This is a genomic window from Micromonospora parva, assembly GCF_000718515.1.
Classification (GTDB): Bacteria; Actinomycetota; Actinomycetes; order Mycobacteriales; family Micromonosporaceae; genus Micromonospora; species Micromonospora parva.
This window is the reverse complement of the sequence record NZ_JNZS01000018.1, coordinates 1-25,692: the sequence shown is the minus strand read 5'-3', so window position 1 is coordinate 25,692 and position 25,692 is coordinate 1. Positions and strand designations below refer to the sequence as shown.

Below are 25,692 nucleotides of genomic sequence, written 5' to 3'. Positions count from 1 at the left end.
GCTTATGGTCGACTTCAGGTCGCCTTACCGGTGTCGAAGCCCCTGGCCGGCCGGCGGCGGGCCCGGACGGCGCCCCGGCAAGGCCATAAGATGACCGCCGTGCAGTTCGGGGTGCTCGGGCCGCTCGCCGTGACCACCGACGCCGGCGAGCCGGTGGTGGTGCCCGGCACGAAGGTACGGGCGTTGCTGGCCGACCTGCTGGCCAACCGCAACCAGGTGGTCTCGGCGGACCGCCTCATCGACGACCTGTGGGGTGACGACTCCCCCGCCAACCCGGCCGGCGCCCTCCAGGTGCGGGTGTCGCAGCTGCGCAAGGCGCTCAACGACGCCGAGCCGGGCGCCCGTGAGCTGGTCGAGTCCCGGCCACCCGGCTACCTGCTGCGGGCCGACGCCGTCGACGCGGATCGGTTCGTCGACCTGAGCCGCAGCACCGATGTCGAGCGGCTGACCGAGGCGCTGGCACTGTGGCGCGGCGAGGCGTACGCCGACGTGGCCGACGCCGCTTTCGCCAGTGCCGAGGCGGCCCGCCTCGCCGAGCAACGCCTCGTCGTGCAGGAGCGGTTGGCGCAGGCCCGGCTGGCCCGGGGCGAGCACGACCTGGTGGCCGCGGACCTGACCGAGCTGGTCGCCCGCCATCCGCTGCGCGAGGGGCTGCGGGCGGTGCAGCTGCGCGCGCTGTACGCGGCGGGCCGCCAGTCCGAGGCGTTGGACAGCTACGCCGACCTGCGCGAACGCCTCGCGGAGGAGTTGGGCCTCGACCCCGGCCCGGAGCTGGTCGCCCTGCACCGCAGAATCCTCGAACGGGACGCCGGCCTCAGCGCCCCGCCGAAGGCGGCGATCATCCGGAACAGCCTGCCGGCCCAGCTCGACGAGTTGGTCGGTCGGGCCGAGGCGTTGGCCGAGCTGCGGGCGCTGCTGTCCCGGCAGCGGCTGGTCACGCTGGTCGGCCCGGGTGGCGTCGGCAAGACCCGCCTGGCCACCGAGACGGCCCGCGCGCAGTCCTTTCCGGACGGCGTCCAGCTGGTCGAGTTGGCGCCGCTGCCGGCCGGTGACGCCCGGGTCGCCGAACAGGTGCTCGGCGCGCTGGGCGGCTATGAGACCGCCGGCACGAGCCTGTCCCCCGCCGACCGGGTGGTCACCGCCCTGCGGCACCGGCAGCTGCTGCTCGTGCTGGACAACTGCGAACACGTCATCGAGCCGGTCGCCGAGCTGGTCGCCCGGCTGCTGCGCCACGTGCCCGGGGTGAGCGTGCTGGCCACCAGCAGGGAGCCACTCGGGCTGACCGGTGAGCAGCTCTGGGAGGTACCCCCGCTGCCCGTGCCGCACGACGGTGACCTGGACACGGTCCGGCGCTCGGCGGCGGCCCGGTTGTTCGCCGCCCGCGCCGCCGCGCAGCAGCGCGGTTTCCGCCTCGACGGGCAGAGCGCGGCGGCCGTGGCCCAGCTCTGCCGTCGCCTTGACGGCCTCCCGCTGGCGCTGGAACTGGCCGCGACCCGGGTACGCGCGCTGGGCGTGCGCGGCGTGGTGGACCGGCTCGACGACAGGTTCCGGCTGCTCACCACCGCGCAGCGGGACGTGCCACCCCGGCAGCGGACGCTCACCGCGGTGATCGCCTGGAGCTGGGACCTGCTGGACGAGCCCGACCGGATGGTGCTGGCCCGACTGGCGGTGTTTCCGGACGGGTGCACCCCGCAGGCCGCCGAACACGTCTGCCGCACCGACCTGGACACCCTGGCTCGACTGGTGGACCGGTCGCTGGTGGTGCTCGACGACTCCGGCGCGGCCCCGCGCTACCGGCTGCTCGAATCGGTGGCCGCGTTCTGCCTGGAGCGCCTGAGCGACGCCGACGAGGTCCGCGCCCGGCACGCCGCCTACTACACCGAGCTGGTTGAGCGCGCCGACCCCGGGCTGCGCGGGGCCGAGCAGCGGCGGTGGCTGGCACAGCTGGACGCCGAGACGGCGAACCTGCGTGCCGCGCTGGACCACGGTGGCGGGCTGCGGCTGGCCGTCGCACTGAGCTGGTACTGGTTTCTGCGTGGCCGGCTCACCGAGGCACGGCGTGCCCTGTCGGTGCGCGGCGACCCGGCGCAGGAAGCCCGCGCGGCGGCCTGGCGGGTGGGCTTCGCCCTGGTGCGGGGCGAGGCCGTCGCGCCGGCGCAGGTGCGCGCCGCGGTCGCCGGCGACCCGGACGGCCGGGGCGCCTGGTTCGCGGCCAACGCGGTGACCGGCCACAGTGACCTGGCCCTGGCGGCGGAGCTGTTGCCCACCCCCTCCGACGCGTGGACCGAGGCCGCGGTGCTCACCACCCAGGCCAAGATCGCGCACGTGCTGGGCGACCAGGCAACGCTGGAGCGGGCGGCGACCCGCAGCGCCGCGCTCTTCGCCGACCTCGGCGACCGGTGGGGGCAGCTTCAGGCGACCGAGTGGGTGGGCGCGTTGGCGGAGATGCGCGGCGAGCACGACCGCGCCGCCGCACTGCACCGCGACGGGCTGCGCTGGGCCGAGCAGCTGGGGCTGTGGCCGCAGGTCGGCACCGAGCTGTCCTGGCTGGCGTGGCTGGCGGTGCAGACCCGCGACTACCCGCAGGCCCGGGAGTTGGCCGAACGCGCGTACCGGCTGGCGCAGGAGCACGACTCCCCCAGCGCACTGGTCTTCGCCGAGATGAGCCTCGGGCTGGCCGCCCGCCGCGACGGCAAGCTCGATCTGGCCGTCACCCACCTGACCCGCCTCGCCGAGCGGGGGCGAGCCGAGGCCCAGCCTGCGCTCTACCTGCCACCGGTCCTGGTCGAGCTGGGCTACGCGGTCGAACAGGGGGGTGACCCGGACACGGCGCTGGCCCTGCACGTCGAGGCGTTCGAGGTCGCCGAGGCGATGGCCGCGCCCCGCGACGCGAGCTACGCCCTGGAGGGGATGGCGTCGGCGGTGCGGGCCCCGGAGGCCGCCGCCCGGTTGCTCGGCGCGGCCGCCGCGGCGCGGCTCGCCACGCAGGCTCCGCCCGCCCCGGCCGAACGCGACGAGATCGAGCGGGTGACCGGTCGGGTGCGCGCCGCGCTCGGTCGGGAACGCTTCGACGCGCTGGTCGCCGAGGGCGCGAAGCTGAGCCCGGGCGAGGCCCGGGCTCAGCTCTGACCGGTGCTCAGCGCTTCGGCTGGTACGAGGCGACGATCACGCCGCTCTTGTGCACCCGGGTGTCGACCAGGTCGAACGACGCCTTGAAGTCGGTCAGCGGCACGGTCACGCTGGCGGCGCCCTCCAGCACGGGGTGGATCCAGAACCGGACCTCGTCCACCAGACCGGCCCGGATCAGCTGGGCGGTGACCGAGCCGAAGCCGTACTGGATGATGTTCCTGCCCTCCTGGGCCTTGAGCGCGGTGACCGCCGCGACCAGATCGCCCTGGAGCACCTCCGTGTTGTTCCAGGTGGGGTTGGTCAGGGTGGTGGAGGCGACGTACTTCTTGACGTTGTTGAAGTACGCCGCGCCCGTGGTCGGGTCGCTCTCGTCCATGTTCGGCCAGGCCACGGACATGCCGTCGTAGGTGGCCCGGCCCATCAGCATCGCGTCCGCCTCGTCGGTCTGCGCTCCGGCGAGGCTCATGGCCTCCTCGTCGAAGTACGGCCCGGTCCACATCGGGTTCTCGATGACGCCGTCGAGGGTGATGTAGGTCGAGTTGATGAGCTTGCGCATCGGAATCTCCTGGGTGTCGGTCGTGCTCTCCGGTGACACCCAGAACTCTGCCGGCGACCGCTTACGATTCGCTTCAGGTGCCCTTTCGCGGGCCCGGAAGCGGGCCTGACAGCGGGCCCGACGGCGGGCCCTTTCACGGACCCGACGGCGGGTCCGGAAGCGGGTCGGTCAGCGGGATCGGCAACGCCTGCGGGGTCACCGCGCCGCCGCCGGTCGAGTGGGCCGGGGCGGGACGGTCGCCGACGCGACTGTGCAGCCGTCCACGCCCGGCCGGCCCGGCGCGGCGGGTCACCTCGACAGTCACCATCCGCACCGGCGGTGGTGGCACGGCGAACCGCCCGACGCCCCACCGCACCCAGATCGGGATCCGGCCGGCGTCCGCCTCCGCGCGCAGCTTCTGCACGGTGCGGGCCCGGTCGGTGTGGTCGACCTCCACCACCACGGGCGGGCCGTCCGGGCGGGCGCACGCCACGTCGAGCACCGAGTGCCGCTGCTGAAGCGGCGGTGGCAACGGCAACACGCTGGGCGCGCGCCGGTAGACCCGCCAACCCTGGCCCTCCGCCCACCGCACCACCGCGTCGATCACCCGCGCGGTGACCTCGTCGGTGTCCAGGTCGACGAACGTCAGCTCGGCCAGCCAGCGGCCCAGGTCCGCGGCCAACCGCTCGCCCTGCGCCGCGACCTCCACCGGCGCAGGATAACGCCTCAGCCGAGCACGCTCGCGGTGGCGGCGAGGTGCCGGGTCAGCCAGGCGGCGGTGGCCGTCCGGGCCGCCTCGGCGTTGGCACGGCTCAGGAAGTCGTGCCCCTCACCGGCGAGCACCAGGTGCCCGTGCGGCACACCCCGGGCGGCGAGGGCCTCGGCGACCTGCGCCGACTCGCCCGCCGGCACGTTGGTGTCGTTGGCGCCGTGGATGAGCAGCACCGGCACGTCGAGCCGGTCGATGTGGGTCATCGGCGACAGGTCGCGCAGCAGGTCCGCGTCCCGCCGCGGGTCGCCGTACTTGCTGACGGCGGCGGCGGCGATCCACGGCTCGGTGCCGGCGAAGAAGGTGTGGAAGTCGGAGATGCCGCACTCGGCGACCCCAGCGGCGAACAACCCGGGGAAGTTCACCAGAGCCGCCAGGACCAGATAACCGCCGTAGGAGCGGCCCAGGCAGCCGAGCTGACCGGGCCGGGCGACACCGGCGTCGACGAGGAATTCGGCGCAGGCCGCCACGTCGGCGATCGCCCCGTAGCGGCCGGCGAGGTTGTCGGCGGCGACGAAGGAACGGCCGAACCCGGACGAGCCGCGCACGTTGGGTGCGAACACCGCGACGCCCTGCGCCACCAGGGCCTGGAACAGCGGGTGGTAACCGGGACGCTCCTGCGCCTCCGGGCCACCGTGCAGGCTGATCGCGGTGGGCCAGGGACCTGGCCCGGCCGGGCGGTAGAGCCAGCCGGAGAGCGGCAACCCGTCGCGGGCCCGCAGGTCGACAATGTACGGCGCGACACCGGCGTCGTCCGTACGCGCGGCGGTGTCCGACCGCAGCGGGCGCGACGCCCCGGTCGACGGGTCGACCAGCCACACCTCGCGGGGCCGCACCGGCCCCTGCGCGGTGAGGCAGAGCAGGCCGCCGTCGGCGGCGAAGACGGCGTCGCCGAGCACCTCGCCGGGGGCGGCGACGGCCCGCTGCACCCCGCTGGTGAAGTCGAGCAGGCTCAGCTCGCTGCGCCCGCCGTAGGTGTTCCACAACAGCGCGCCGCGCTGCCCGTCCGCGCTCGGCGTGACGTGTTCCAGTTCGGCGTCCGGCCGACCGGCGAGCCGGGTCGGCGGTTGCTCCGGTCGGGTCAGGTCGACCCGCACCAGCGCGGCCAGTTCCGAGTACGCGTCGGTGCGGGCCAGCACGCTCGTGCCGTCCGGGCCGAACCACCCCTGGTCGGTGCTGCCCCGTCCGCTGTCGGGCAGCAGCCGCCGGCGAACCCCGGTGGCCACGTCGAGCAGCTCCAGCCAGCGGGCGTTGCGCGGGCCGCGACGCAGCAGGGCCGCCCCGCCGTCCGCCGTGACGTCCAGGAGGGTGAGCAGCTCACCCTCGGCGAGCACCCGCCGGTGTCCGGTGGCCGCGTCGACCAGCAGGGCCCGCCCGTGCGCGTCGGTCTCGGTGACCGCCATCAGCGCGCCGCCGGGCAACCAGCCGGCCAGTGTGGCGCTACGCCGGCCGAACCCGGCGACCTGGCGGCGTCGCGTGCCGTCCGGGCGCAGCACCCACAGCTCGGTGCGGGGCGCACCGCCGGGGGCGACGACGCAGGCCAGCCACTGCCCGTCCGGGGACCAGCTCAGCGCGAGCACCGGCTCGTCGCCGACGGGCAGCGCGACGGGCGTGCCCGCGTCCACCTCGCAGACCCAGACGCCGGGCGTACCTGCCCGGTCGGAGAGGAACGCCACCCGGCGACCGTCCGGCGACGGCGCGGGGGCGAAGTCCGCACCCACCGGCGGCGACACCGGACGGGGGATCGCGGGTCGGGCCCGCCGGGCGGTGCGTGGCGCCTCGGTCCGTACGCTCATCTAAACCCCGATCCGCTGCAACCAGAGCTCCAGCAGCCCGAGCTGCCAGAGCGCGTTGGAGCCCAGCGTGGTCCGCCGGGCGTTCGGCGCGTCCAGCAACTCCTCCAGGTAGTCCTTGCGGAACAGCCCACGCTCGCGCGCCGGTCGGGCGGTCAGCGCGTCCCGCACGTCGTCGAGCAGCGGGCCGGCGAGGTGCCGGATGGCGGGCACCGGGAAGTAACCCTTGGGCCGGTCGATCACCTCGTCCGGGACGATGCCCCGGCTCGCCGCCTTCAGCACACCCTTGCCGCCCTGCGCCAGCTTCATCGCCGGTGGGCAGGCGGCGGCCAGCTCGACCACCTCGTGGTCGAGGAACGGCACCCGGGCCTCCAACCCCCACGCCATCGTCATGTTGTCGACCCGTTTCACCGGGTCGTCGACCAGCATCACCAGGCTGTCCAACCGCAGCGCCGCGTCCAGCGCGGTGTCCGCGCCGGGCGCGCCGAAGTGCGCGGCGACGAACTCCAGGCTGGCGTCGTGGTCGAGCATCCACTCGGGCGCCAGGTGCCCGCCGAGCGCGTCGTGGCGACGATCGAAGAACACCCGGGCGTACGCCTCGACGGCGTCCGCGCGGGCCACGTTGGCCATCGGCGGGTACCAGTCGTAGCCGGCCAGGATCTCGTCCGCGCCCTGCCCGGACTGCACCACGGTGATCCGCTGCGAGACCTCCTCGGAGAGCAGGTGGAACGCCACGCAGTCGTGGCTGACCATCGGCTCGCTCATCGCCGCGATGGCCTGGTGCACGGCGGGGACGAAGCGCTGCGCGCCGATGCGGATCTGCTGGTGGTCGGTGTCGAAGTGGCGGGCCACCAGGTCGGAGTAGTGGAACTCGTCGCCGCTCTCCCCCGCCGCCGCCTCGAAGCCGATGCTGAAGGTGGCCAGGCCGCTCTGGCCCTGCTCGGCCAGCAGGGCGACGATCAGGCTGGAGTCGAGACCGCCGGAGAGCAGCACGCCGACCGGCACGTCGGCGACCATCCGCCGACGTACGGCGGTGCGCAGCGCGGCCATGAGCCGCTCCTGCCACTCGTCGGCGGACATGGCGGGGGCGGCGGCCCGGTTGAACTCCGGCCGCCAGTAGGGGTGTCGGTGCTCCGACCGTCCGCGGTGATCACCCGCACGGTGGCCGGCGGCAGCTTGCGGACCCCGGTGAGGATCGTGCGGGGCGGCGGCACCACCGAGTGGAAGCTCATGTAGTGGTGCAGCGCCACCGGGTCGAGGTCGGTGTCGACGTCACCGGCGGCGAGCAACGCCGGCAGCGTCGAGGCGAAGCGCACCCGGCCCGGCCCCTCGGCCAGGTAGAGCGGCTTGATGCCGAGCCGGTCCCGGGCCAGCACCACCGTGTGCGTGGCCAGCTCGACCAGGGCGAACGCGAACATCCCGTAGAACCGTTCGACGCAGGCGGTCCCCCACCTGTGGTACGCCTTGAGGATCACCTCGGTGTCCGAGGTGGACCGGAAGGCGTAACCGGCGGCGGTCAGCTCGTCGCGCAACTCCCGGTAGTTGTAGATGCAGCCGTTGAAGACGGTCGCCAGACCCAGCTCCGGGTCGACCATCGGCTGCGCCCCCGCGTCGGACAGGTCGATGATGCGCAGCCGGCGATGCACCAGGGCCACCGGTCCGTGCTGCCACCGCCCCTCGCCGTCCGGTCCCCGGGAGGCCAGCGCGGGGAGCATCCGCTCGACGGCCGCCAGGTCCGGTGGTGACCCGTCGAGGCGGAGTTCGCCGCCGATACCGCACATTCGCACGCACCTCTCATCGGCTGGGTCCGCTGGGCCGCTGACCGGTCCAGGCTTGGCGGGCCGGGTTGCGTCCCGATGACGGGTCAGTCAAGCGTGGGTTACACCGGCGGTTCGTCGGCTCCACCGAGCAGCCAGGTGTCCTTCGACCCGCCACCCCGCGACGAGTTGACGATCATGCTGCCGGCCGGCGCCACCCGGGTCAGCGCCACCGGCGCCACCTCGGCGGTGTCACCGAGGAACACGAACGCCCGCAGGTCGACGTGGCGGGGAGCCAGCGCCGCGCCGTCGAAGACCGGGTGGGTGGTCAGCGCGACCACCTCCTGGGCGATCCACCGGTGCGGGGCCGCGAGGATCTGCTCCCGGACCGCGTCCAACTCCTCGGCCTCGGCCCGGGGGCCGATCACCACCCGGTCACCGCCGTACCCGTCGACCGGCTTGAGCACCAGCTGGTCGAGTCGGCCCAGCACCTCGGCCCGCTGCTCGGGCAGCCCACACAGGTATGTGGGCACGTCTCCCAGCAACGGCTTCTCGCCCAGGTAGTACTCGATCAGCCGGGGAACGTAGGCGTACAACGCCTTGTCGTCGGCGACGCCGTTGCCCAGCGCGTTGGCCAGCGTGAGCCGCCCGGCGTGCACCGCGGCGAGCAGCGGCCACCCCAACGGCACCCCGTCCGCGCCCGGCGCGTGCAGCAGCGCCTCCTCGTCCATCCGCAGGTAGATCACGTCGACCTCGCGGCGGCAGCCCTCGCGGACCAGCCGGACCCGGCCCTCCTCCACCAGCAGCTCGCTGGTCTCGGTCAGCGGAACCCCCATCTCGTCGGCGAGCAGCCGATGCTCGAACCACGCCGGATCACCCGGGCCGCCGCTGAGCACCACCACGGCGGGGTCGTCGGCCGCGGCCGGCGCGGCGGCGACCAACGCCCGGTACAGCATCGCCGGCGTCTCGTCGGCGGGCAGCAGGTCCTCCGGCACCGGCAACTCCGGCAGCACCGCCCGGGTCAACCGACGGTTCTGCACCGCGTAGCCGAGCCCGGAGGGCACCCGCAGGTTGTCCTCCAGCACGTACCAGCCGCCGTCCGGGTCGCGGACCAGGTCGGTGCCGGACACCTGGGCGCGGGTGCCCCGCCGGCCCATCAGCGCCCCGGTCGGGCGCAGCCCGGGTGACGACTCCACCACCCACGCCGGCACCACGCCGTCGGCCACCACCGTCCGGTCGGCGTAGACGTCGCGCAGGAACGCGTCGAGGGCGCGGGCGCGTTGCACCAGGCCGGTACGCAGGGCCCGCCAGTCGGCGGCGGGCACCACCCGGGGCACCAGGTCCACCGGGAAGAGCCGGGTGCTCGCCTCACCGGCCACGCTGAACGTCACCCCCCGGGCCCGCTGCTCCTCGTCCCGGTCGTGCTCGCGTTGACGCAGGACGCCGGCACCGAGCTGACGCAGGGCCGCCAGCATCGGGGCGTACACCGGTTGCGGCCCGGCCGGTCCGAATACCTCGTCGCCGGCGTCGGCGTACGTGGGCAGCGCCGGTGGTGTCGACGCACCCGGCAGCGGCCCACGGGCCCGACCCCGGGTCTCGTCGAGCAGCAGGTCGACCACGTCGGCCAACCGGCCACGCCGCTCGTACGCCCGCCGCTGCCGTGCGGCGGAGCTGCCGTGCTCCAGCGCGTACCGGGTCAGCTCGCTGACCTGCTCCCAGTCCCCGGTCGCCGCCAACTGCGGGCGCAGGTCGGTCACCAGGCGGCGGACCGCCTGGGCGGCCGGCACCGGCCGGGCCGAGCGGGGCAGGTCGAGCAGGTCACCTTCCAGGCCGGAGCGGGCCGCCCGCCACACGGCCGCCCGCAGCACCGGTGGTCGCACGGCGGTGCGCTCCACCCCGGCGCGCAGGGCGGCGACCTCCCGCCGGACGAGCGCCCGGAACAGGCCGGTGAGCAGGACGATGGTCTCCACGTCCGGGTTGGCGTCGGTGATCCGCAGCTCCACTGTGGGCACGTGCGCCGACGGCCGGACGTCGAAATAGATCATGGCGGGGTCGGTGATGGTCTCAGAGGCGATCAGTTCGGCGACCAGTGCCTCGTGGTCGGCGGCGCTGGTCACCTCGCCCGGGTCGCCGGCGGTGGGCCAGCGTTGCCAGACCAACGACCGGACGCTGGCGTAGCCGCTGTCCTGACCCATCCAGTACGGCGAGCTGGTGGAGAGGGCGAGCAGCACCGGCAGCCACGGCTGGACCCGGCGGGTGACCGCCACCGCCAGGTCCCGGTCGGCGACGCCGACGTGCACCTGCGCGCCGCAGATCAGCTGCTCCCGGGCGAGCATCTGGTACTCGTCGAGCATCCGCCGGTAGCGGGAGGTGGGTGTGACGCTGGGGTCACCGTCGGCCCGCAACGGCACCGTACCGGCCGCCACGATGCCCAGCCCGACCCGGTCGGCGACCTGGACCGCGCTGTGCCGCAGCCCGGTCAGCTCGGCGCGGATCTCGTCGAGGGTGCGGCAGACCGCGGTGTTGGTCTCCACCACGCTGCGGTGCAGCTCGGCGGTGAACGAGGCCGCCGGCAACCGGTCGAGCAGCTCGCCGGCGCGGGGCACCAACTCCCGGGTGTGCAGGTCGACGACGTGGAACTCCTCCTCCACCCCGATCGTGGCCAGGTCAGCCGGGTCGCCGTCGTCGAGCGACAGGGCCCGGTTGGTGCGCGGCGTGGGCGCTGTCCGGCCATTGCCGGACCGGCCCACCGGCCCGTCGTACGTCGGCGCGTTCGTGGTGTTGTCGGCCATGGTCACCCCGGTTCGCGTGTCGGTGGTGTCGACTGTCCGACGAGCGTTCCCAGGGTTGGTACCGGGGGCGTTTCCGGCGCGTTAAGGTGACCCGCCGTTCTGTCCATCCGCCGGCACGGCGATCGATCCGCGCGCTGCTGCCTGATCGACACGGGCATGGCGATGTCGGGGTATCCCGTCGATCCGGATACCCCGACATCAGTGAACTCGTGTCGATCATGGCCTGGGAGCGGCCGGGGTCACCTCATGTTCGCCACCACGAACGGCGCGTGGCCGTGCAGGTAGTTGGTCCACCCGCCGGTCACCGGCGCGCCCGGGCTGAGCAGGTTGGTGGTGTCGGTGCCGACGTCGAGCTTCCAGGCCGTCCAGGAGATGCCGTTCGCCTTCATCCAGTCGATCCAGGACTGCGCCTCGGGCAGGCAGGCCCGGCCGTCGAGGCCGCCGTCGGCGTTGCTGGCGCCCCACTCCGTGACGAACAGCGCCAGACCCGCGCGGATCGCGGCGTCCCCCTTGGCCCGCAGCGACGACCCGTGCGTGCAGGAGTAGAAGTGCAGCGTGTACATCAGGTTGGTGCCGGTGACCGGGCTGGCCGCCGCGACGTCGACGTCCTGTGACCAGGTCGGGGTGCCGAGCACGATGATGTTGTCCGGGTCGGCGGCGCGGATCGCGGACACCACCGCCTGGTGGTACGGCTTGATGACGGTGGTCCAGCTGACCTGGAGCGGCTCGTTGTAGGGCTCCCAGATGACGTTGGGCAGGTTGCCGTACCGGCGGGCCAGGTCGCCGAAGAACGCCACCGCCTGGGACTGGTTGTTCTGTGCCTCGTGCGCGTGCCAGTCGACGATCACGTACACCCCGGCGGTGACCGCGTTGTTGATGATGGTCTCCACCTGTGCGCGCGCCTTGGCCGGGTCGCTGAGGTACGCCCCCGCCGGCTCCACCCCCATCGCCGCGCGGATCACCTGGAGGTTCCAGTTGTCGCGCATCCAGCGCAGCGCGGAGAGGTTCTCGGCGTACGGGGCGGTCTCCCAGTTGAGCCACATGCTGCTGATGCCGCGCAACTGCACCCGGGCGCCGGACTTGTCGCACATCGTGGTGCCGCAGACCCGCAGCTGCCCGTGCCGCTCGACGGGCGTGCCGGTGGTGGGCGGCGGGGTGGTCGGGGGTGGCGTGGTCGGCGGCGGTGTGGTCGGGGGCGGACCGCCGGCACAGCCGGTGCCGTTCACCGTGCAGTTGAGCGGGGTGCCGGTGCCGTTGACGAGGAAGCCGAACGAGGTCGAGGCGCCTGCGGCGAGGTTGCCGTTCCAGGACACGTTGGCGAAGGTGTAGTGACTGCCCGAGGTGGTCTGCTGCGCGTTCCACGACTGGGTGATGGTCGAGGAGGACGGCAGGTCGAACTCGACCCGCCAACTGCTGATCGGCGCGGAGGTGTCGTTGGTGACGGTGACCTGCCCCTGGTAGCCGTTGCCCCAGTTGTTCGTCACCGAGAACACGGCGGTCGCCGCGCTGGCCGGTGTGGCGGCGACCGCCGCCGCCCCACCGGCGAGCAGGCCGGCGACGGCCAGGGTCGTGACAAGTCTCAGTGTGCGCATGCGGAACCCGCTTCGGATCGACGATGGTGGCCTGAGGCGGGGCGGCGCCTCCGCGAACAATATCGATCAACGCCGATGCAGGCAAGCGGAGCCGCTGCTCAGAGGGTCCTGGCGAGCTCGACGAGCTGGTCCAGCGCCGCACCCCAGCCCTCGTGGAAGCCCATCTCCTCGTGCGACTTCTTCGCCGACGCGTCGGCGTGGATCGCGGTGGCGGTGTACTTCGTGCCGGCGCCGTCCGGCTCGATCTGGATCACCGCGGTGAACGGGAAGCCGTCGGCGGTGACGATCGGGCGGAACCCGGCGCCCATGGCGGAGGTGAAGACCAGCGTCGAGCCCTCGTCGGCCACCAGGATGCAGCCGCTGCTGGGAAACTCCTGACCCTCGGGCGAGCGCATGGTGGTGTCGAACCGGCCACCGGGCCGCAGGTCGATCTCGCAGGCGACGGTCGACCAGGGTTTCGGGCTGAACCACCGCATCACCAGCTCGGGCGTGGTCCAGGCGCGCCAGACCAGTTCGGGGGCCACGTCGACGCGGCGCTCCAGGACGAGATCGAGGTCGGGGTTCACCGGGTAGGTGGTCATCGCTGTTGCTCCTTCAGGTCGTAGAGAACCGAGTCGAGTTGGTCGAGGCGTCGGGTCCACCGGGCGCGTTGCGCGGCGAGCCAGGTGTCGAGGCGTTCGAGCGACTGAGGCGCGAGCCGGTAGGTGCGCACCCGGCCCCGCTTCTCCGACGTCACCAGGCCGCAGCGCTCAAGGACGTGCAGGTGCTGGGTGAACGACGGCAGCGCCATGTCGAACGGGCGGGCCAGCTCGCTGGTCGTGGCCGGCCCCTGGGCCAGGCGCTCCACGACCTGGCGGCGGGTGGGATCGGACAGCGCGTGGAGCACGCTGTCGAGCGCGTCGTCCCCCACATGCTTAGCCATACGCCTAACTATTCCACCGGGCTGACGCTTAGGTCAATCCCTAAGTGTCAGCCCGGTGGTCAGCGGCGGAACGCGTTGAGCACCAGGTCGGCGTAGCGGCGCCACACCGCCGGGTCGCGCTCGTCGAGCACGATGAGCTGCCGAACCGCCCCGCAGAGAAGCACCCGGATGTCCAACTCCCCGGCGTCCTGGCGGATCCTGCCGGACAGCCGGGCCGCCGCCACCAGCTGCCCGATCAGGCTCAGGATGCGCGCGGCGGGCACCAGTCGGCCCTCGAAGAACGCGTCGGCGAGGACCCGGTCGCGCGCCAGGCGTCCGAACAGGTCGGGCACGAACGAACACCACTCCCGGTACGCGTCAGCGCCGTCAAGCGCCGCGCGGATGCGCTGCTCCAGCTCCTCAAACTGCCGCTGGACCACAGCGACGATCAGGTCCTCCTTGCTGGGGTAGCTGCGGTACACCGTCGCGCGACCCACCCCGGCCCGCTCCGCCACCTGCGGCACCGTCACCTGCAGACCCTGCTCGGTGAAGAGCTCCCGGGCGGCGGCGATGACCCGCTCCTGGTTGCGACGGGCGTCCAGCCGCCGACGGGGTGCGTCCGGGTCGCTCGGCGTCGGTGGGGTCATGGCGTCAGTCTGCCCGTTCGGTCCCGCCGGTCAGCAACGGCTCGTCGCCGTACACGGTGGTGAGTTCGACGTTGAGCACCGTGGCCACCCGTCCGAACGACCAGTAGTAGCCGATCACCTGGAGCACCTCGACGACCTCGCGCTCGCTGAGATTGGCCCGGACCTCGTCGAAGAGGTCGTCGGGAACGCGCGGTGAGCGCACCACCTCGGCGGCGAACCGGATGAGCGTCCGGTCGTCCGCGGCAAGGCCCGGGTTGTCGAGGTCCCGGCTGCTGATGATGTCGCGGGTGCGCTGGTCGACGCCGGCGGCCTCGGACATCGGGCGGTGCTGGGCCGCCACGAACTCGCACCCGGCGTACTCGGCGACCGTCAGGATGACCAGCTCCCGCGAGCGGGCGGGCAGCTCCAGCGAGGTGAACTGCGCCTTCGCGAGCTGGATGAAGAGGGCCACCGTGCCGACCGAGTGGGTCAGCATCTTGACCATCGGGTCGGGCGGCAGGGCGGACAGGACGTCGCGGACGTCGGCCGGGATGGCGTTCGGGTCGGGGTCGGCAAGGCGGGGCATGGCTCTCTCTCCGGTGCTGATGGTCGAGGTGGGTCAGGCGGGCAGGTCGAAGCCGGTCTCGCTGAGGTGGCGGAACCGGCCGTCCTCGGCGTACGACCCGAAGATCGCGATCTCCCGCCTGGCGGTCGACCCGTCGACCATGGTGATCTCGAAGACGTGTCGTTCGGCGTAGCGGAGACCGTCGCGCAGCTCGTCGAGAACCCGTACGGTGCCGCCGGCGATCTGGGCGCGTACCCGGGTCACCATCTCGACGAATCCGGCCCGGTCGAGGGTCTCGCCGTCGCTGCGGTGGGTGTAGTCCGGGGCGTAGAACTCGTCGAGCGCCTCGGTCAGGTCGCGGGTGGGTTCGAAGACCACCGCGCGCAGGGCGTCGCTGATCCGTACCGGGGTCATGGGGGCTCCTCGTGGTGACGGTGGGGCATATCCGGACTCACAGGTCCGCTTCGTGTTCACCGTACCGGACTCACGAGTCCGCTTCTGGTGAGAGTCGTCACCGCGCAGTTTCGGATAAGCGTCCGGCGGCGCGGACCCCTACCGTGACGTGCATGTTCACCGCGATCACGCACTCACAGATCTACGTCCTCGACCAGGACGAGGCCCTCGACTTCTACGTCGGCAAGCTCGGCCTGGAGGTCAACGCCGACGTCGACATGGGCTTCATGCGCTGGCTGACCGTCAACGTCCCCGGCGAGCCGGGTCGCCAGATCCTGTTGGAGAGGCCCGGCCCACCGGCGCTGTCCGAGGAGACCGCCCAGCAGGTCCGCGCCCTGGTCACCAAGGGTGCGATGGGCGGCTCGCTGATCTTCTCCACCGACGACTGCCGCAAGACGTACGAGACGCTGCTGGGCCGGGGCGTCGAGTTCACCGAGGAACCCACCGAACGCTTCTACGGGATCGACTGCGCCCTGCGCGATCCGTTCGGCAACAGCATCCGCTTCACCCAGTTGACGTCCTGAGCGGCGAGAAGTCCCGAGGGGCGACGCGGGCACCCGACCATCGGGGCGGTCGACCCGGCCGCCCGACGCGCGAGGTGCCCGCCGGCCGCGTCGGTCGTAGCCTGGGGCCATGCGAACCACCACGCTGGGCAGCACCGGCCCCGAGGTCGGCGTCATCGGCCTCGGCTGCATGGGCATGAGCCACGGCTACGACATCACGGGCCCTCGCGACGACGACACGTCGATCTCCGTCATCCGACAGGCACTGGACCTGGGCGCGACACTGATCGACACGTCGGACGTGTACGGGCCGTACACCAATGAGGAGCTGGTCGGGCGGGCGCTCACCGGCGGCGAGCGGGAGCGGGCCGTGCTGGCCACGAAGGTCGGCCTGGTGGCCACCTCCCCCACCGGCGGCCCCGGCAACTCGCCGAGGATCGGCAACAACGGCCGCCCGGAGCACATCCGCGCGGCGATCGACGAGAGCCTGCGCCGACTCGGCACCGACCACGTCGACCTCTACCAGCTGCACCGGGTCGACCCGCAGGTGCCCATCGAGGAGTCCTGGGGCGCGATGGCGGAGGTCGTGGCGGCCGGCAAGGCCCGGCAGATCGGGCTCTCCGAGGTGACGGTCGCCCAGATCGTGCGCGCCCAGGCGGTGCACCCGGTCGCGTCGGTGCAGTCCGAGCTGTCACTGTGGACCCGCGACCCGTTGACCGAGGTCCTGCCGTACTGCGCCCAGCAGGGCATCGCCTTCCTGCCGTTCTCCCCGCTCGGCCGCGGTTTCCTCGCCGGCCGGTTCAGCTCGTTCGACGACCTTCCCGCCGACGACTTCCGGCGCGGCCTGCCGCGCTTCCAACAGGACGCGCTGCGCGCCAACCTCGCCATCGTCGCCCGGGTCCGGGAGATCGCCGACCGGGCGGGCGTCAGCCCCGCGCAGGTCGCCCTCGCCTGGGTGGTGGCCCAGGGTGATCAGGTCATCCCGATCCCCGGCACCAAGACCCCGAGATACCTGCTGGACAACTGCGCGGCCGCTGACGTGCGGCTCAGCGCCGAGGACCTGGCCGACCTGGACGCCCTGCCCGCGCCCGAGGGTGGCCGCTACTGAGCCCGCGGCGGCCCGGCGGCACGTAGCCGGGCCGCCACCGGCGGGCCGAACCGGACTCCGACACCGGGCGAGTAGAGCACGCTGACCGGCGGCCCGACCGGTGCCGGCAACCCGGCGGCGGCGACCAGCTCGTCATCCAGGTGCAGCAGCTCGCACCGGTGCAGCGGCCAGCTCGGATGCCAGTTCGGCAGGTGCAGCGTGCGTCCGTACGCCCGGGTGTGCAGCCCCCAACGGGCGGTGAGGAAATGGTCGAGCGGGGTCGGCTCGACGATCCGTTCCCCGACCCGCACCACCATCCGGCTCGTCGCGCCCGCCGGCCCCGGCCAGCGCCGCCGGCACCGGTAGGTGCGGCGGTCGCCGTCGCGTGCCAACCGCATCGACGACCAGAGGTACGGCAGGCGCAGCGTCGCCCGGGCCACCAGCACCGGCACCAGGCGGGACGCGTCGAGCGACCGGAACACCACAGCTCGTCGGCCGTCGTCGTCGACGGAGTAGAGCCGGACGTTGGTTTCTGAGAAGGTGCCGAAGTAGGGCACCCCCGGGCCACGGCCGAAGCCCAGCCCGACCATCCGGAAACCGATCAGGCCGACGTAGCTGACCCCGTGGAGCGTGTCGGGACGGGTCCCGACGGGAAGCAACGGCGCGACGAGCGCCGGATCGACCGCCCAGTGCAGGAACGTGAGGTCCTCCCAGCGCTGCCGCAGCACCGCCCAGGGGAACGCCTGCCGGGGCGCGTGGTCGACCGGTTCGGGAAGCACCCTCTCATCCTCGCCCAGTCGGCAGGCTGGCGTGGTCTCAGGCGTGCGGGCCGACACTGACGGTGCCGACGGTCAGCGACGCCCGGCCCTCCAGGATCTCGCCGACCCGGTCGACCTCCTGCGCCAGCGCCCGTTGCCGGGCCGCGTCGAGCGGGCGCAGCGGCTCGACGGTGACGCGGATCGACCGGCCGGAGCGGCGCTGGTGCCACACGCCGGCGACCACCCCGTCCACCAGCAGCACCGGGTAGTTGCCGGCCTGTCCACCGGCGAGCGCCCGGGTGGCGGCGGCACCGGGGAAGAGCCGCTCCCGGGGGTGGCAGCCGACCGCGTACGCGTCGAAGTAGGGCAGCAGCCGTAACCCGGACGGCCGGTCGTCGGGGAAGTCGGAGTCGTCGGCGGCCACCCAGGCCGTGGTGCCCTCCACTGTCACCTCGGTCAGATCGAGCGAGTCGAACAGCCATTTCCCCCACGCCGGTGGGACCGCCAGCCACCTGGCGAACTGCGCCGGGGTGGCCGGGCCGTACGCGTACAGGTAGCTGCGCACGAGTGCGGCCAGGGCGGCGCGACCGGGCATCGGCGCGAAGTCGGGCAGCCACCGGGTCGGGCTGGTGTACGTGGTGACCCGACCGCGGTTCGGGCCGAAGCAGATCACCCCTCTGCGGGTGGCGTCGGTCATCGCGGCGACCCACCGGGGCCACCTGTCCTGAAAGGCCTCCATGACCAGGTCGCCCGCCCACGGGCCGGTACGGGCGACGATCTCCTCGGTCAGCTCGGCGGTGGTCAGGTCAGCCTCGGCGACCGCGTCGGCGATGGCCGCGAGGACCTGCTCGGTCTGCTGGGGCGTCAGCAGGACCACGCTGCGTTCCCACGACGGGGCCGGCAACGCGGTCAGCGCGCCGACCCACATCGGCAGGTCCGCGGCAGCGAGCAGGTGCACGGTGCCGCGTGGCCCCCGGGTCTTGACCAGCGTGCGATCCGTCCACAGTGCCCGGCGCACCAGGGCGCGGGTCGCGCCCGGCACCCGCAGCCCGACGGACAGCTCGGCGGCCGACGCGACCTGGGCGTGCGCGCCGCACATCGTCGACACCACGTCGGCGACGCGTACCGCGTCCGGTGCCGCGCCCGCCGCCGGTGTGTGCAGCCCGTGCCGCTGAAGTCGTCGGGCGGAGACCTGGTCCCAGCTCAGCTCGGTCATCGCAACTCTCGGAAGAACGTGCGGATGTCCGCGGCGTGCGCCAGCGGCTCGTCCATCGCCACGAAGTGGCTGCCCGGGTTGCCCTGCGGCCAGTGCACGATGGTGTTGTCCCGTTCTGCGAGGCGGCGCATCAACGCGGACCCACCGCCGTACACACCGGACGGCACCCGCCGTTGGCCCGTCGGCCAGGCGAAACCGCCATCTTCGGTAACGGTCAGCCGCTCGTACATGGGCCACGACGACGTTCCGGACGTGCCGGTGAACCAGTAGAGGCTGACGTTGGTGAGCAGGTGATCCCGGTCGATGGCCTGCTCCGGCGTGGGCACCGTCATGGTGAACTCCTTGAACTTCTGCATCATCCAGGCCAGCAGCCCGACCGGCGAGTCGTTCCAGGCGTACGAGAAGGTCTGCGGCGCCGCCCGCAGCAGCGCGTGATGGTCCACGCCACCGCTCATCCACCGCTGCATCTGCTCCCACTCGGCGCGTTCTGCCACGCTCATGTCCGGCACGTCGGCGGCGGTCGGGAAGCCGAACCCGCCGTCGATGTGCACACCGACCACCCGCTGCGGCGCCACCGCCGCCACCCGCGGCGCGACGTACGCGCCAAGGTCGCCGCCCTGGGTGCCGTAGCGGTGGTAGCCGAGCCGGGCCATCAGTTCGGCCCACATCCGGGCGAGCCGGTCGATCGTGAAACCGGCCGGCGGCGCCTGCGAGAAACCGTAGCCGGGCACCGACGGGACCACCACGTGAAACGCGTCGGTGGGATCACCGCCGTGGGTGCGCGGGTCGGTCAGTGGACCGATCAGCTCGGTGAACTCGACGACGGAGTTCGGCCAGCCGTGCGTGAGCAGCAACGGCAGCGCGTCCGGCTCCGGCGAGCGGACGTGCAGCAGGTGTACGTCCAAGCCGTCGATCTCGGTGAGGAGTTGGGGAAAGTCGTTCAGACGCGCCTCGTGCGCCCGCCAGTCGTAGTCATTCGCCCAGTACCCGGTCAGCTCACGGAGGTAGTCCACCGGCACCCCGCGGCTCCAGCCGGTGCCGGGCAACGAGCGGGGCCACCGGGTGCGGGAGAGCCGGTCACGCAGGTCGTCGAGGTCCGACTGGCTGATGTCGATGCGAAAGGGTGTCATGCCGAAAACGCTACGGCCCATATAGGACAGCTTCTGGCACACATCGCTGGCATTCTGGGAGCCATGTCCGACACCCCCGCCCGACTGCTGAGCCTGCTGTCGCTGTTACAGACGTCCCGCGAATGGCCCGGCAGCGAGTTGGCCACCCGGCTCGGGGTCAGCCTGCGCACCATCCGCCGCGACGTGGAGCGGCTGCGCGATCTCGGCTACCCGGTGCGGGCGACGATGGGCGCGATCGGCGGATACCGGCTCGTCGCCGGTAAGGCGATGCCCCCGCTGCTGCTCGATGACGACGAGGCGGTGGCGATCGCTGTCGGTCTGCGCACCGCCGCCGGTCACGCGGTGGCCGGCATCGAGGAGGCCTCGGTGCGGGCGCTGACGAAGCTCGAACAGGTGCTGCCATCCAGGCTGCGGCACCGGGTCAGCGCGCTGGGGGCGGCCACCGAACCGATGCTCACCTGGGACCAACCGACTGTCGACCCGGAGCACCTGAGCGCGCTGGCCGCCGCCGTCAACAACCGGGAGCGGCTACGGTTCACCTACCGCCGTCGCGACGGCGTGGACGCCGAACGGCTCGTCGAGCCGTACAAGCTGGTGTCGGCCGGGCGACGCTGGTATCTGGTGGGCTACGACAACGACCGCGACGACTGGCGGATCTTCCGGGTCGATCGGATCACCGACCTGCGGCCCACCCGGAACCGGGTCGCCGCCCGGCAACTGCCGGCGTCCGACGCCGCCACGTTCATGACGGAGAAGCTGCTTGAGCTGACCCCCGTCTACCGAGCGGTGGTGACGCTGCACGCGCCGATCGAGCGGATGGCGGGCCCGCTCAGCGGTGCCGGCGTCGAGCTGGACCCGATCGACGCGACCTCGTGCCGGCTGCGCAGCAACGCCGACACGCTGGAGTGGCTGGCGTGGCGCCTGCTCACCCTCGGTTGCGAGCTGGAGGTGCACGAGCCGCCGGAGTTGATCGCACACCTGCGGCAGATCGGCACCCGTGCCACCCGCGCCGCCAGCCCTCCCGCAGCGTAGGACGGCCGGCCGCTCGGGGCATCGACACGCCAGCCCGCCGTACGCTTGACGGAGCACAAGCCAGCAAAACCGGCTTTTGGGGAGGAGCTGGACGTGACGCAGAGCGACGCGGAGCTGGTCGTGCTCGCGCAGGCGGGAGACGCGGCCGCGCTCGGTGTGCTGCTGGCCCGGCACGAGGCCGGGATGCGTGCCGTCGCGCTGAGCGTCCTCGGTTACGGGCCGGACGCCGAAGACGCGGTGCAGGACACCATGGTCGTCGCCCTGCGTCGCATCGGCGAGGTTCGCGACCCGAACGCCGTCGGGTCCTGGTTGCGGGCCATCGTCCGCAACACCAGCCGGACGACGTTACGCAAGCCCCGAGCCGTCCCGGTCGCCGAACCGGAGTGGTTCACCGGCCCGGCCGACAGCCCCACCCCCGAGGAGGCACTGGACCGGGCCGTGATGCGCGACTGGGTGTGGCATTCCCTCGAGCAACTGTCCGAGCCTGACCGCCTGGTCACCCTGCTGCGCTACTTCAGCGACGCGTCCTCGTACGAGCAGATCGCCGCCGTGTGTGGGGTGCCGGTCGGCACCGTCCGCAGCCGCCTCAACCACGCCCGCCGTGCGCTCGCCGGCGGTCTGCGCGCGGCCGCGACCACGGCGCACGCCGACGTCGCCGCCGCCAACGACGCCCGGTGGCGCGAGGGCCGCGACGTGATCGCCACCGCGATGGGCGGCGGCTTCGAGCGGGTGGTCCGCGAGAGTTGGTGGCCGAACGCCGAAATGATCGTGCCGGGCGGCCCGCGCGGCGGTCGTGACCTGGCGATCAGCGGCATGAACCGCGACCTGACCGCCGGGGTACGTCAGCGGCTGCGCAACGTGGCCGCCAGCGGCGACGTGCTGATCTGGGAGACCGACCTGATCAGCCCGCCCGACGACCCGGAGCACTGCCCACCCGCGGCGCTGTGGTTGCAGGTGCTGCGCGAGGGGCGGGTACGCCAACTGACCCTCTTCCACCCCGTCCCCGCGCTGGTCTGAAAAACCCTCCCGGCCGAGCGAACTTTTCCCCCGACCCGAGCATCTGGTCCGCGTCATGCACCAGTCGCCGTGTCGGCGGACGCCGCACGGTTCTCGGATCGGGAGATAGTTCATGGGTTCCACCAGCCACGACGTCAGCGCCCTCGCACCCGGTGCCCACACGTTCACCGTCGACGGCGTTCGGCAGGTCTACCACGTCGCCGGCACCGGCCCGGTCTGCGTGGCGCACTCCGGCGGCCCCGGCATCGAGTGGGCGTACCTGCGGACGCCCAGCCTTGAGACGCACTTCACCATGGTCTACGTCGAGCCGGTGGGCACCGGCGCGTCCGGGCAGCTGGAGAACCCCGCCGATTACCGCCTGGACACCTATGTCCAGTTCCTGCACGCCGTCGTCGAGCACCTCGGCGAACCCCGGGTGTACCTGCTCGGACACTCACACGGCGGTTTCGTCGCCCAGCGGTACGCGCTCACCCACCCGGACCGGATCGCCGGCCTCGCCCTGTACGACACGTCACCCGTCACCGGCGCCGAGTTCTGGGCCGAGGCCATGGCAGGCCTCGCCGCCTACCCGCAGCGGCACCCGGACCGGCCGGAGGCGGCGGCGGTCCCGGCCGCCTTCGCGCAGATCGGCGGCGCGACGGACGACGAGTCGTTGGGCGCCGCGCTGCGCGCCGCCCTGCCGGTGTACTTCGCGGACTTCTGGGGTCGACAGGACGAGTTCGCCCCGTTTCAGGCGGCCGTCCGGATCTGGTCGACGCCGGCCGGCGCGCAGGACCCCACGCCCTTCGACGTGCGGGACAACCTGGGTGAGATCACCGTGCCCGTCGTGGTGATCGTCGGAGCGTACGACTTCATCTGCGGCCCGCGCTGGGCCGAGCAGCTGCACGCCGGGCTTCCGGACTCGCGGCTGGTGACCCTGCCGCGAAGCGGACACTTCGCGCACATCGAGCAGCCGGCCGAGTTCACCGACGCCGTGGCGGAGCTGCTGAAGCGCTGACCCGCCCGGGTACGGCGCGACCCGAGGTCCGTTCGTCACAGCGGGCAGGCCTCGGGGTGCGGGCGCGTTGCACGGTCATAGGCTGAGCACTTTGCCGCACCGTGACACAGAGGAGACCGCCGTGAGCCAGACCGAACGGATGGATTCCGTCGACGAGTGGAACGTGGCCGAGGACGACGGGGTGCTGGACGCCTCCGACACCCTCGACGACGACCTGGTCGGCGACCCCCTCGACACCGGCATCGTCGCCGAGGACCACTGGACGGCGGCCAACCGGTTCGGCACCACGCCCGCCGAGGAGCGGGCGGGCGAGTCGCTGGAGCAGCACCTCGCCCAGGAGGTGCCGGATGTCGACCCGTACGCCGAGGGTGGCGACGACGAGGACGAGCTGACCCGCCGGGGGTACGAGGCGGAGGCGCGCGCCGGCCGCCTCGTCGCGTACGACGACGGCGTCCGCGAGGACGACGAGGCCGAGGCGGTGGCGTGGGACGCCGGCATCGACGCGGGTGCCGCCAGCGCCGAGGAAGCGGCGATCCACGTGGTCGAGGACCCGGACGGGCCCGGCGACGGTCCGCTGCGCTGACGACGTACCCGCCGCGCCCGGCACCTCACCGGGTGCCGGGCGCGGCGGGGTCGGTCAGTGGATGACGACGGGCGTCTTGATCTGCTCGCCCTGCGGGTCGTCGAGCTGCGCCGGCTGCCGTCGCCGCGGCAGCAGGGCGGCCGGGATGAAGGTGAGCACGACCAGCGCGAACGCGACCCAGAACGTGGTGGCGAACGACTTGGCGGCGAAGTCGAGCCCGCGCTCGATGAGCGACGGGTCGACCGGCATCTGCTGAAGCAGCTCCGGCCGCTGCTGGGAGGCGATGGCCAGCCCGGCCTCGGTGACCGGCTTGCCGCTCTCGTCCACCAGGCCGGGGATCGGCCGGGAGCCGTTCAGCTCGTTGGTGAGGATCACCGACATCACGGCGGCACCGACCGACCCGCCGATCTGCTGGAGGATGTTGACGAGCGTCGAGCCGCGCGCCACCTCCTGCGCCTGCAACGTCCGCAGCGCCGACGTCATGATCGGCATCATCGTGCCGCCCATGCCCAGACCCATCACGAACAGCGACGCGCCGAGCAGCCAGTACGAGGTCTGCGGGTCGACCTGGGTGAAGCCGAAGAACCCGATCACGATGAGCCCCAGCGCGAACGGGACCGTACGCCCGATCGGCACCCGGTCGGCGAGCGTGCCGGCGATCGGCATGGTGATCATCGCGCCGATGCCCTGCGGGGCCATCAGCAGGCCGGCGGCCAGCGTCGACTCACCGCGCACCTGCAGGAAGTAGCTCGGGAACAGCAGGCCGGCGCCCATGAACGCGATGATGAACACGAACATCGTCACCGACGCGATGGTCAGGCTGCGGTTGCGGAACAGGCGCAGGTCGAGCAGCGGGTGCCGGGGCCTGAACGAGTAGAGCACGAACGCCACCACCAGCGCCCCGCCGACCAGCATCGGGGCCCACACCTTGGCCTCGGCGAAGGTGCCCACCTCCGGCAGGGACGAGACGCCGTAGAGGAAGAGGGCCAGACCCGGGGAGAGCATGAGCATGCCGACGAAGTCGAACGACTCGGACGGCTCGGGCGCGTCCTTCGGCAGCGCGAACTGCGCGTAGATCAGGGCGATCAGGCCGATCGGCAGGTTGATCAGGAAGATCCAGTGCCAGCTCGCGGTGTCGATCAGCCAGCCACCCAGGATCGGGCCGCCGATCGGGCCCAGCAGCATCGGGATGCCGAGGACGGCCATCAACCGGCCGATCCGGTGCGGCCCGGCTGCCCGGGTCATGATGGTCATGCCCAGCGGCATGAGCATGCCGCCGCCGAGGCCCTGCAGGACCCGGTAGCCGATCAGCTCGCCGATCGTGTCGGCCATGGCGCAGAGCCCCGACCCGATCGTGAACAGAGCCAACGCCACCATGTAGAGCCGTTTGGTGCCGAACCGGTCCGCCGCCCACCCGCTGAGTGGGATCACGGTGGCGAGCGCGAGCGTGTAGGCGGTCATGGTCCAGGCGACGCGGGCGTAGGACGCGTCGAACTCGCTCTGGAATGTGGGCAGCGCCACACTGACCACCGTCACGTCGAGGATCGACATGATCGCGCCAAGGACGACGACGCCCGCCACCTTGAGCACCGCACCGTCGAGTTTGTCCGATGTCGCGATGGATTGCTGTGTCACTAACTCTCCTGAAGTCGATTGAGCCGGCCGATGGTGGGCGGTGGCGGCGATGCCGCGCCTACCGGGCGCGGGGCGCGAGGTGCCCGGGGCAGCGACGCGCGGAGGCAGACTAACCGCCAGTTGTGACGATTCGCCGCCGGTTTTCGTGACCGCCCGGCTGCTTATCCGAACGGCTGTGCGACTGTGGCCGGACGTCGGGGTGGCGATCGGCCGGCAGAACCGCGATCCAGTGGTCACCGGGATGGTCTCCTGATCGGCCTGGACAGCCGCCCTGGTGATCTGCCGGTCTGTCGAACGCGTCAAGGCGGGAAAGCCGCGCGTCAGGCCCGCCGTCCCTGCGCGGCAGGACCTCATCCCCGGTAGCTGAACGGGAGCGGCAGCGCGCCAGGTCTTGGCCCTCGCGCCCTCTCACCCCTCCGTAGCTGCACGGTGCGGGCGTGTGCAGGGTCCTGGCCGCGCGCTCTCACCGCCTCGAGAGCTGAACAGGAACGGGCCCATGCCGGTCCTGGCCGCGCCCCGGCCGCCCTCGGTGGCCGCGCGGAATTGCGGCGTGCCGGGCTGAACACTCGATCCGCCCGCCAGCCGGAGGATCGTGCTGGTGGTGCTCAGGTTCGTCGGTGGTACTGGTTGCGGCGCGGGATCTGTTCGGGGTCGAGCCAGGCGGGTGGGGTGAATTCGGGGTGTCCGTCGCCTGCCAGTCGTACGGTCCAGTCGCTGTGGTGTAGGTGTCGGTGGTGGTGGCCGCAGAGCAGGACGGCGTTGTCGAGATTGGTGGTGCCGCCGTTGGCCCAGTGGTGGATGTGGTGGGCGTCGCACCAGCGC

21 protein-coding genes and 2 pseudogenes are annotated in these 25,692 nt (G+C 72.6%); 7 read left to right on the top strand and 16 right to left on the bottom strand.

From position 1 onward, the window contains the following. Positions 1-90 precede the first annotated feature (90 nt). Entirely contained in the window at positions 91-3,129 is a 3,039-nt protein-coding gene (locus tag IF22_RS0123280; RefSeq protein ID WP_245233714.1) for an AfsR/SARP family transcriptional regulator, read from the top strand. Between the two features lie 7 nt (positions 3,130-3,136). Here IF22_RS0123280 and IF22_RS0123275 read toward each other — a convergent pair whose 3' ends face one another. The 11 genes and pseudogenes from IF22_RS0123275 to IF22_RS0123225 all read right to left on the bottom strand — a co-directional run bounded on the left by IF22_RS0123275 (position 3,137) and on the right by IF22_RS0123225 (position 14,873). Then, positions 3,137-3,685 carry a dihydrofolate reductase family protein gene (locus IF22_RS0123275; protein WP_030335403.1) on the bottom strand — a complete coding sequence of 183 codons (549 nt, stop codon included), beginning with the start codon at positions 3,683-3,685 and terminating at the stop codon, positions 3,137-3,139. Positions 3,686-3,818: 133 nt separating this feature from the next. Further along, complete coding sequence (locus IF22_RS0123270; protein ID WP_051708734.1) at positions 3,819-4,373, bottom strand: hypothetical protein; 555 nt, start codon at positions 4,371-4,373, stop codon at positions 3,819-3,821. A 17-nt stretch (positions 4,374-4,390) separates the two neighbouring features. Next, a complete protein-coding gene (locus IF22_RS0123265; protein ID WP_051708733.1) occupies positions 4,391-6,229 on the bottom strand; it encodes a S9 family peptidase in 1,839 nt (612 codons plus the stop codon). Then, positions 6,230-8,007: pseudogene (locus IF22_RS33340) on the bottom strand (N-acetylglutaminylglutamine amidotransferase). Between the two features lie 98 nt (positions 8,008-8,105). Next, positions 8,106-10,775 carry a carboxylate--amine ligase/circularly permuted type 2 ATP-grasp protein gene (locus tag IF22_RS0123255; protein WP_209444591.1) on the bottom strand — a complete coding sequence of 890 codons (2,670 nt, stop codon included), beginning with the start codon at positions 10,773-10,775 and terminating at the stop codon, positions 8,106-8,108. 239 nt (positions 10,776-11,014) lie between these two features. Next, positions 11,015-12,367: a cellulase family glycosylhydrolase gene (locus IF22_RS0123250; RefSeq protein WP_051708732.1), complete on the bottom strand. Its 1,353-nt coding sequence runs from the start codon at positions 12,365-12,367 to the stop codon at positions 11,015-11,017. Positions 12,368-12,465: 98 nt separating this feature from the next. Continuing rightward, entirely contained in the window at positions 12,466-12,948 is a 483-nt protein-coding gene (locus tag IF22_RS0123245; RefSeq protein ID WP_030335398.1) for an SRPBCC family protein, read from the bottom strand. Next, positions 12,945-13,289, bottom strand: coding sequence for an ArsR/SmtB family transcription factor (locus IF22_RS0123240; protein WP_051708731.1), 345 nt, complete (start codon positions 13,287-13,289; stop codon positions 12,945-12,947). The genes IF22_RS0123245 and IF22_RS0123240 overlap by 4 nt, the downstream gene beginning before the upstream one ends. A 59-nt stretch (positions 13,290-13,348) precedes the next feature. Continuing rightward, a complete protein-coding gene (locus IF22_RS0123235; protein WP_030335394.1) occupies positions 13,349-13,915 on the bottom strand; it encodes a TetR/AcrR family transcriptional regulator in 567 nt (188 codons plus the stop codon). A 4-nt stretch (positions 13,916-13,919) separates the two neighbouring features. Beyond that, on the bottom strand, positions 13,920-14,480 hold the full coding sequence (locus IF22_RS0123230; protein ID WP_030335392.1) for a carboxymuconolactone decarboxylase family protein: 561 nt from the start codon (positions 14,478-14,480) through the stop codon (positions 13,920-13,922). A gap of 33 nt (positions 14,481-14,513) precedes the next feature. Next, positions 14,514-14,873: a hypothetical protein gene (locus IF22_RS0123225; RefSeq protein ID WP_030335390.1), complete on the bottom strand. Its 360-nt coding sequence runs from the start codon at positions 14,871-14,873 to the stop codon at positions 14,514-14,516. A gap of 152 nt (positions 14,874-15,025) precedes the next feature. Between IF22_RS0123225 and IF22_RS0123220 the strand changes: the two genes are divergently transcribed. Both IF22_RS0123220 and IF22_RS0123215 read left to right on the top strand, forming a co-directional pair. Continuing rightward, on the top strand, positions 15,026-15,436 hold the full coding sequence (locus IF22_RS0123220) for a VOC family protein (RefSeq protein ID WP_030335387.1): 411 nt from the start codon (positions 15,026-15,028) through the stop codon (positions 15,434-15,436). Between the two features lie 109 nt (positions 15,437-15,545). After that, a complete protein-coding gene (locus tag IF22_RS0123215) occupies positions 15,546-16,523 on the top strand; it encodes an aldo/keto reductase (protein WP_030335385.1) in 978 nt (325 codons plus the stop codon). Here the strand turns inward: IF22_RS0123215 and IF22_RS0123210 are convergent. The 3 genes from IF22_RS0123210 to IF22_RS0123200 are packed head-to-tail and all read right to left on the bottom strand — an operon-like array spanning position 16,517 to position 19,606. After that, positions 16,517-17,281 carry a YqjF family protein gene (locus tag IF22_RS0123210; RefSeq protein WP_030335383.1) on the bottom strand — a complete coding sequence of 255 codons (765 nt, stop codon included), beginning with the start codon at positions 17,279-17,281 and terminating at the stop codon, positions 16,517-16,519. The genes IF22_RS0123215 and IF22_RS0123210 overlap by 7 nt on opposite strands. A gap of 37 nt (positions 17,282-17,318) precedes the next feature. Next, positions 17,319-18,476 carry a winged helix DNA-binding domain-containing protein gene (locus IF22_RS0123205; RefSeq protein WP_030335382.1) on the bottom strand — a complete coding sequence of 386 codons (1,158 nt, stop codon included), beginning with the start codon at positions 18,474-18,476 and terminating at the stop codon, positions 17,319-17,321. Further along, positions 18,473-19,606, bottom strand: coding sequence for an epoxide hydrolase family protein (locus tag IF22_RS0123200; protein ID WP_081883977.1), 1,134 nt, complete (start codon positions 19,604-19,606; stop codon positions 18,473-18,475). Before IF22_RS0123200 ends, IF22_RS0123205 begins: the two co-directional genes overlap by 4 nt. A 63-nt stretch (positions 19,607-19,669) precedes the next feature. Between IF22_RS0123200 and IF22_RS0123195 the strand changes: the two genes are divergently transcribed. The 4 genes from IF22_RS0123195 (at position 19,670) to IF22_RS0123180 (ending at position 23,235) form a co-directional block, all read left to right on the top strand. Then, positions 19,670-20,638 carry a helix-turn-helix transcriptional regulator gene (locus tag IF22_RS0123195; protein WP_030335379.1) on the top strand — a complete coding sequence of 323 codons (969 nt, stop codon included), beginning with the start codon at positions 19,670-19,672 and terminating at the stop codon, positions 20,636-20,638. A gap of 93 nt (positions 20,639-20,731) precedes the next feature. Beyond that, positions 20,732-21,655, top strand: coding sequence for an RNA polymerase sigma factor (locus IF22_RS0123190; RefSeq protein WP_030335376.1), 924 nt, complete (start codon positions 20,732-20,734; stop codon positions 21,653-21,655). A gap of 112 nt (positions 21,656-21,767) precedes the next feature. Beyond that, on the top strand, positions 21,768-22,652 hold the full coding sequence (locus IF22_RS0123185; protein ID WP_030335374.1) for an alpha/beta fold hydrolase: 885 nt from the start codon (positions 21,768-21,770) through the stop codon (positions 22,650-22,652). 121 nt (positions 22,653-22,773) lie between these two features. Then, on the top strand, positions 22,774-23,235 hold the full coding sequence (locus IF22_RS0123180) for a DUF5709 domain-containing protein (RefSeq protein ID WP_081883976.1): 462 nt from the start codon (positions 22,774-22,776) through the stop codon (positions 23,233-23,235). A 54-nt stretch (positions 23,236-23,289) separates the two neighbouring features. On the opposite strand, the gene IF22_RS0123175 is transcribed toward IF22_RS0123180, so the two are convergent. Beyond that, complete coding sequence (locus IF22_RS0123175; protein WP_030335371.1) at positions 23,290-24,870, bottom strand: DHA2 family efflux MFS transporter permease subunit; 1,581 nt, start codon at positions 24,868-24,870, stop codon at positions 23,290-23,292. A 605-nt stretch (positions 24,871-25,475) separates the two neighbouring features. Then, a pseudogene (locus tag IF22_RS35485) lies at positions 25,476-25,692 on the bottom strand (HNH endonuclease); the annotation flags it as partial.

What these genes read in the sequence shown, in the direction of transcription:
- IF22_RS0123280 (WP_245233714.1), top strand. Translation starts at nt 91, where the DNA reads ATGACCGCCGTGCAGTTCGGGGTGCTCGGGCCGCTCGCCGTGACCACC.
- IF22_RS0123205 (WP_030335382.1), bottom strand. Translation starts at nt 18,476, where the DNA reads ATGACCGAGCTGAGCTGGGACCAGGTCTCCGCCCGACGACTTCAGCGG.
- IF22_RS0123275 (WP_030335403.1), bottom strand. Translation starts at nt 3,685, where the DNA reads ATGCGCAAGCTCATCAACTCGACCTACATCACCCTCGACGGCGTCATC.
- IF22_RS0123235 (WP_030335394.1), bottom strand. Translation starts at nt 13,915, where the DNA reads ATGACCCCACCGACGCCGAGCGACCCGGACGCACCCCGTCGGCGGCTG.
- IF22_RS0123240 (WP_051708731.1), bottom strand. Translation starts at nt 13,289, where the DNA reads ATGGCTAAGCATGTGGGGGACGACGCGCTCGACAGCGTGCTCCACGCG.
- IF22_RS0123245 (WP_030335398.1), bottom strand. Translation starts at nt 12,948, where the DNA reads ATGACCACCTACCCGGTGAACCCCGACCTCGATCTCGTCCTGGAGCGC.
- IF22_RS0123250 (WP_051708732.1), bottom strand. Translation starts at nt 12,367, where the DNA reads ATGCGCACACTGAGACTTGTCACGACCCTGGCCGTCGCCGGCCTGCTC.
- IF22_RS0123195 (WP_030335379.1), top strand. Translation starts at nt 19,670, where the DNA reads ATGTCCGACACCCCCGCCCGACTGCTGAGCCTGCTGTCGCTGTTACAG.
- IF22_RS0123185 (WP_030335374.1), top strand. Translation starts at nt 21,768, where the DNA reads ATGGGTTCCACCAGCCACGACGTCAGCGCCCTCGCACCCGGTGCCCAC.
- IF22_RS0123200 (WP_081883977.1), bottom strand. Translation starts at nt 19,606, where the DNA reads ATGACACCCTTTCGCATCGACATCAGCCAGTCGGACCTCGACGACCTG.
- IF22_RS0123265 (WP_051708733.1), bottom strand. Translation starts at nt 6,229, where the DNA reads ATGAGCGTACGGACCGAGGCGCCACGCACCGCCCGGCGGGCCCGACCC.
- IF22_RS0123220 (WP_030335387.1), top strand. Translation starts at nt 15,026, where the DNA reads ATGTTCACCGCGATCACGCACTCACAGATCTACGTCCTCGACCAGGAC.
- IF22_RS0123255 (WP_209444591.1), bottom strand. Translation starts at nt 10,775, where the DNA reads ATGGCCGACAACACCACGAACGCGCCGACGTACGACGGGCCGGTGGGC.
- IF22_RS0123230 (WP_030335392.1), bottom strand. Translation starts at nt 14,480, where the DNA reads ATGCCCCGCCTTGCCGACCCCGACCCGAACGCCATCCCGGCCGACGTC.
- IF22_RS0123215 (WP_030335385.1), top strand. Translation starts at nt 15,546, where the DNA reads ATGCGAACCACCACGCTGGGCAGCACCGGCCCCGAGGTCGGCGTCATC.
- IF22_RS0123225 (WP_030335390.1), bottom strand. Translation starts at nt 14,873, where the DNA reads ATGACCCCGGTACGGATCAGCGACGCCCTGCGCGCGGTGGTCTTCGAA.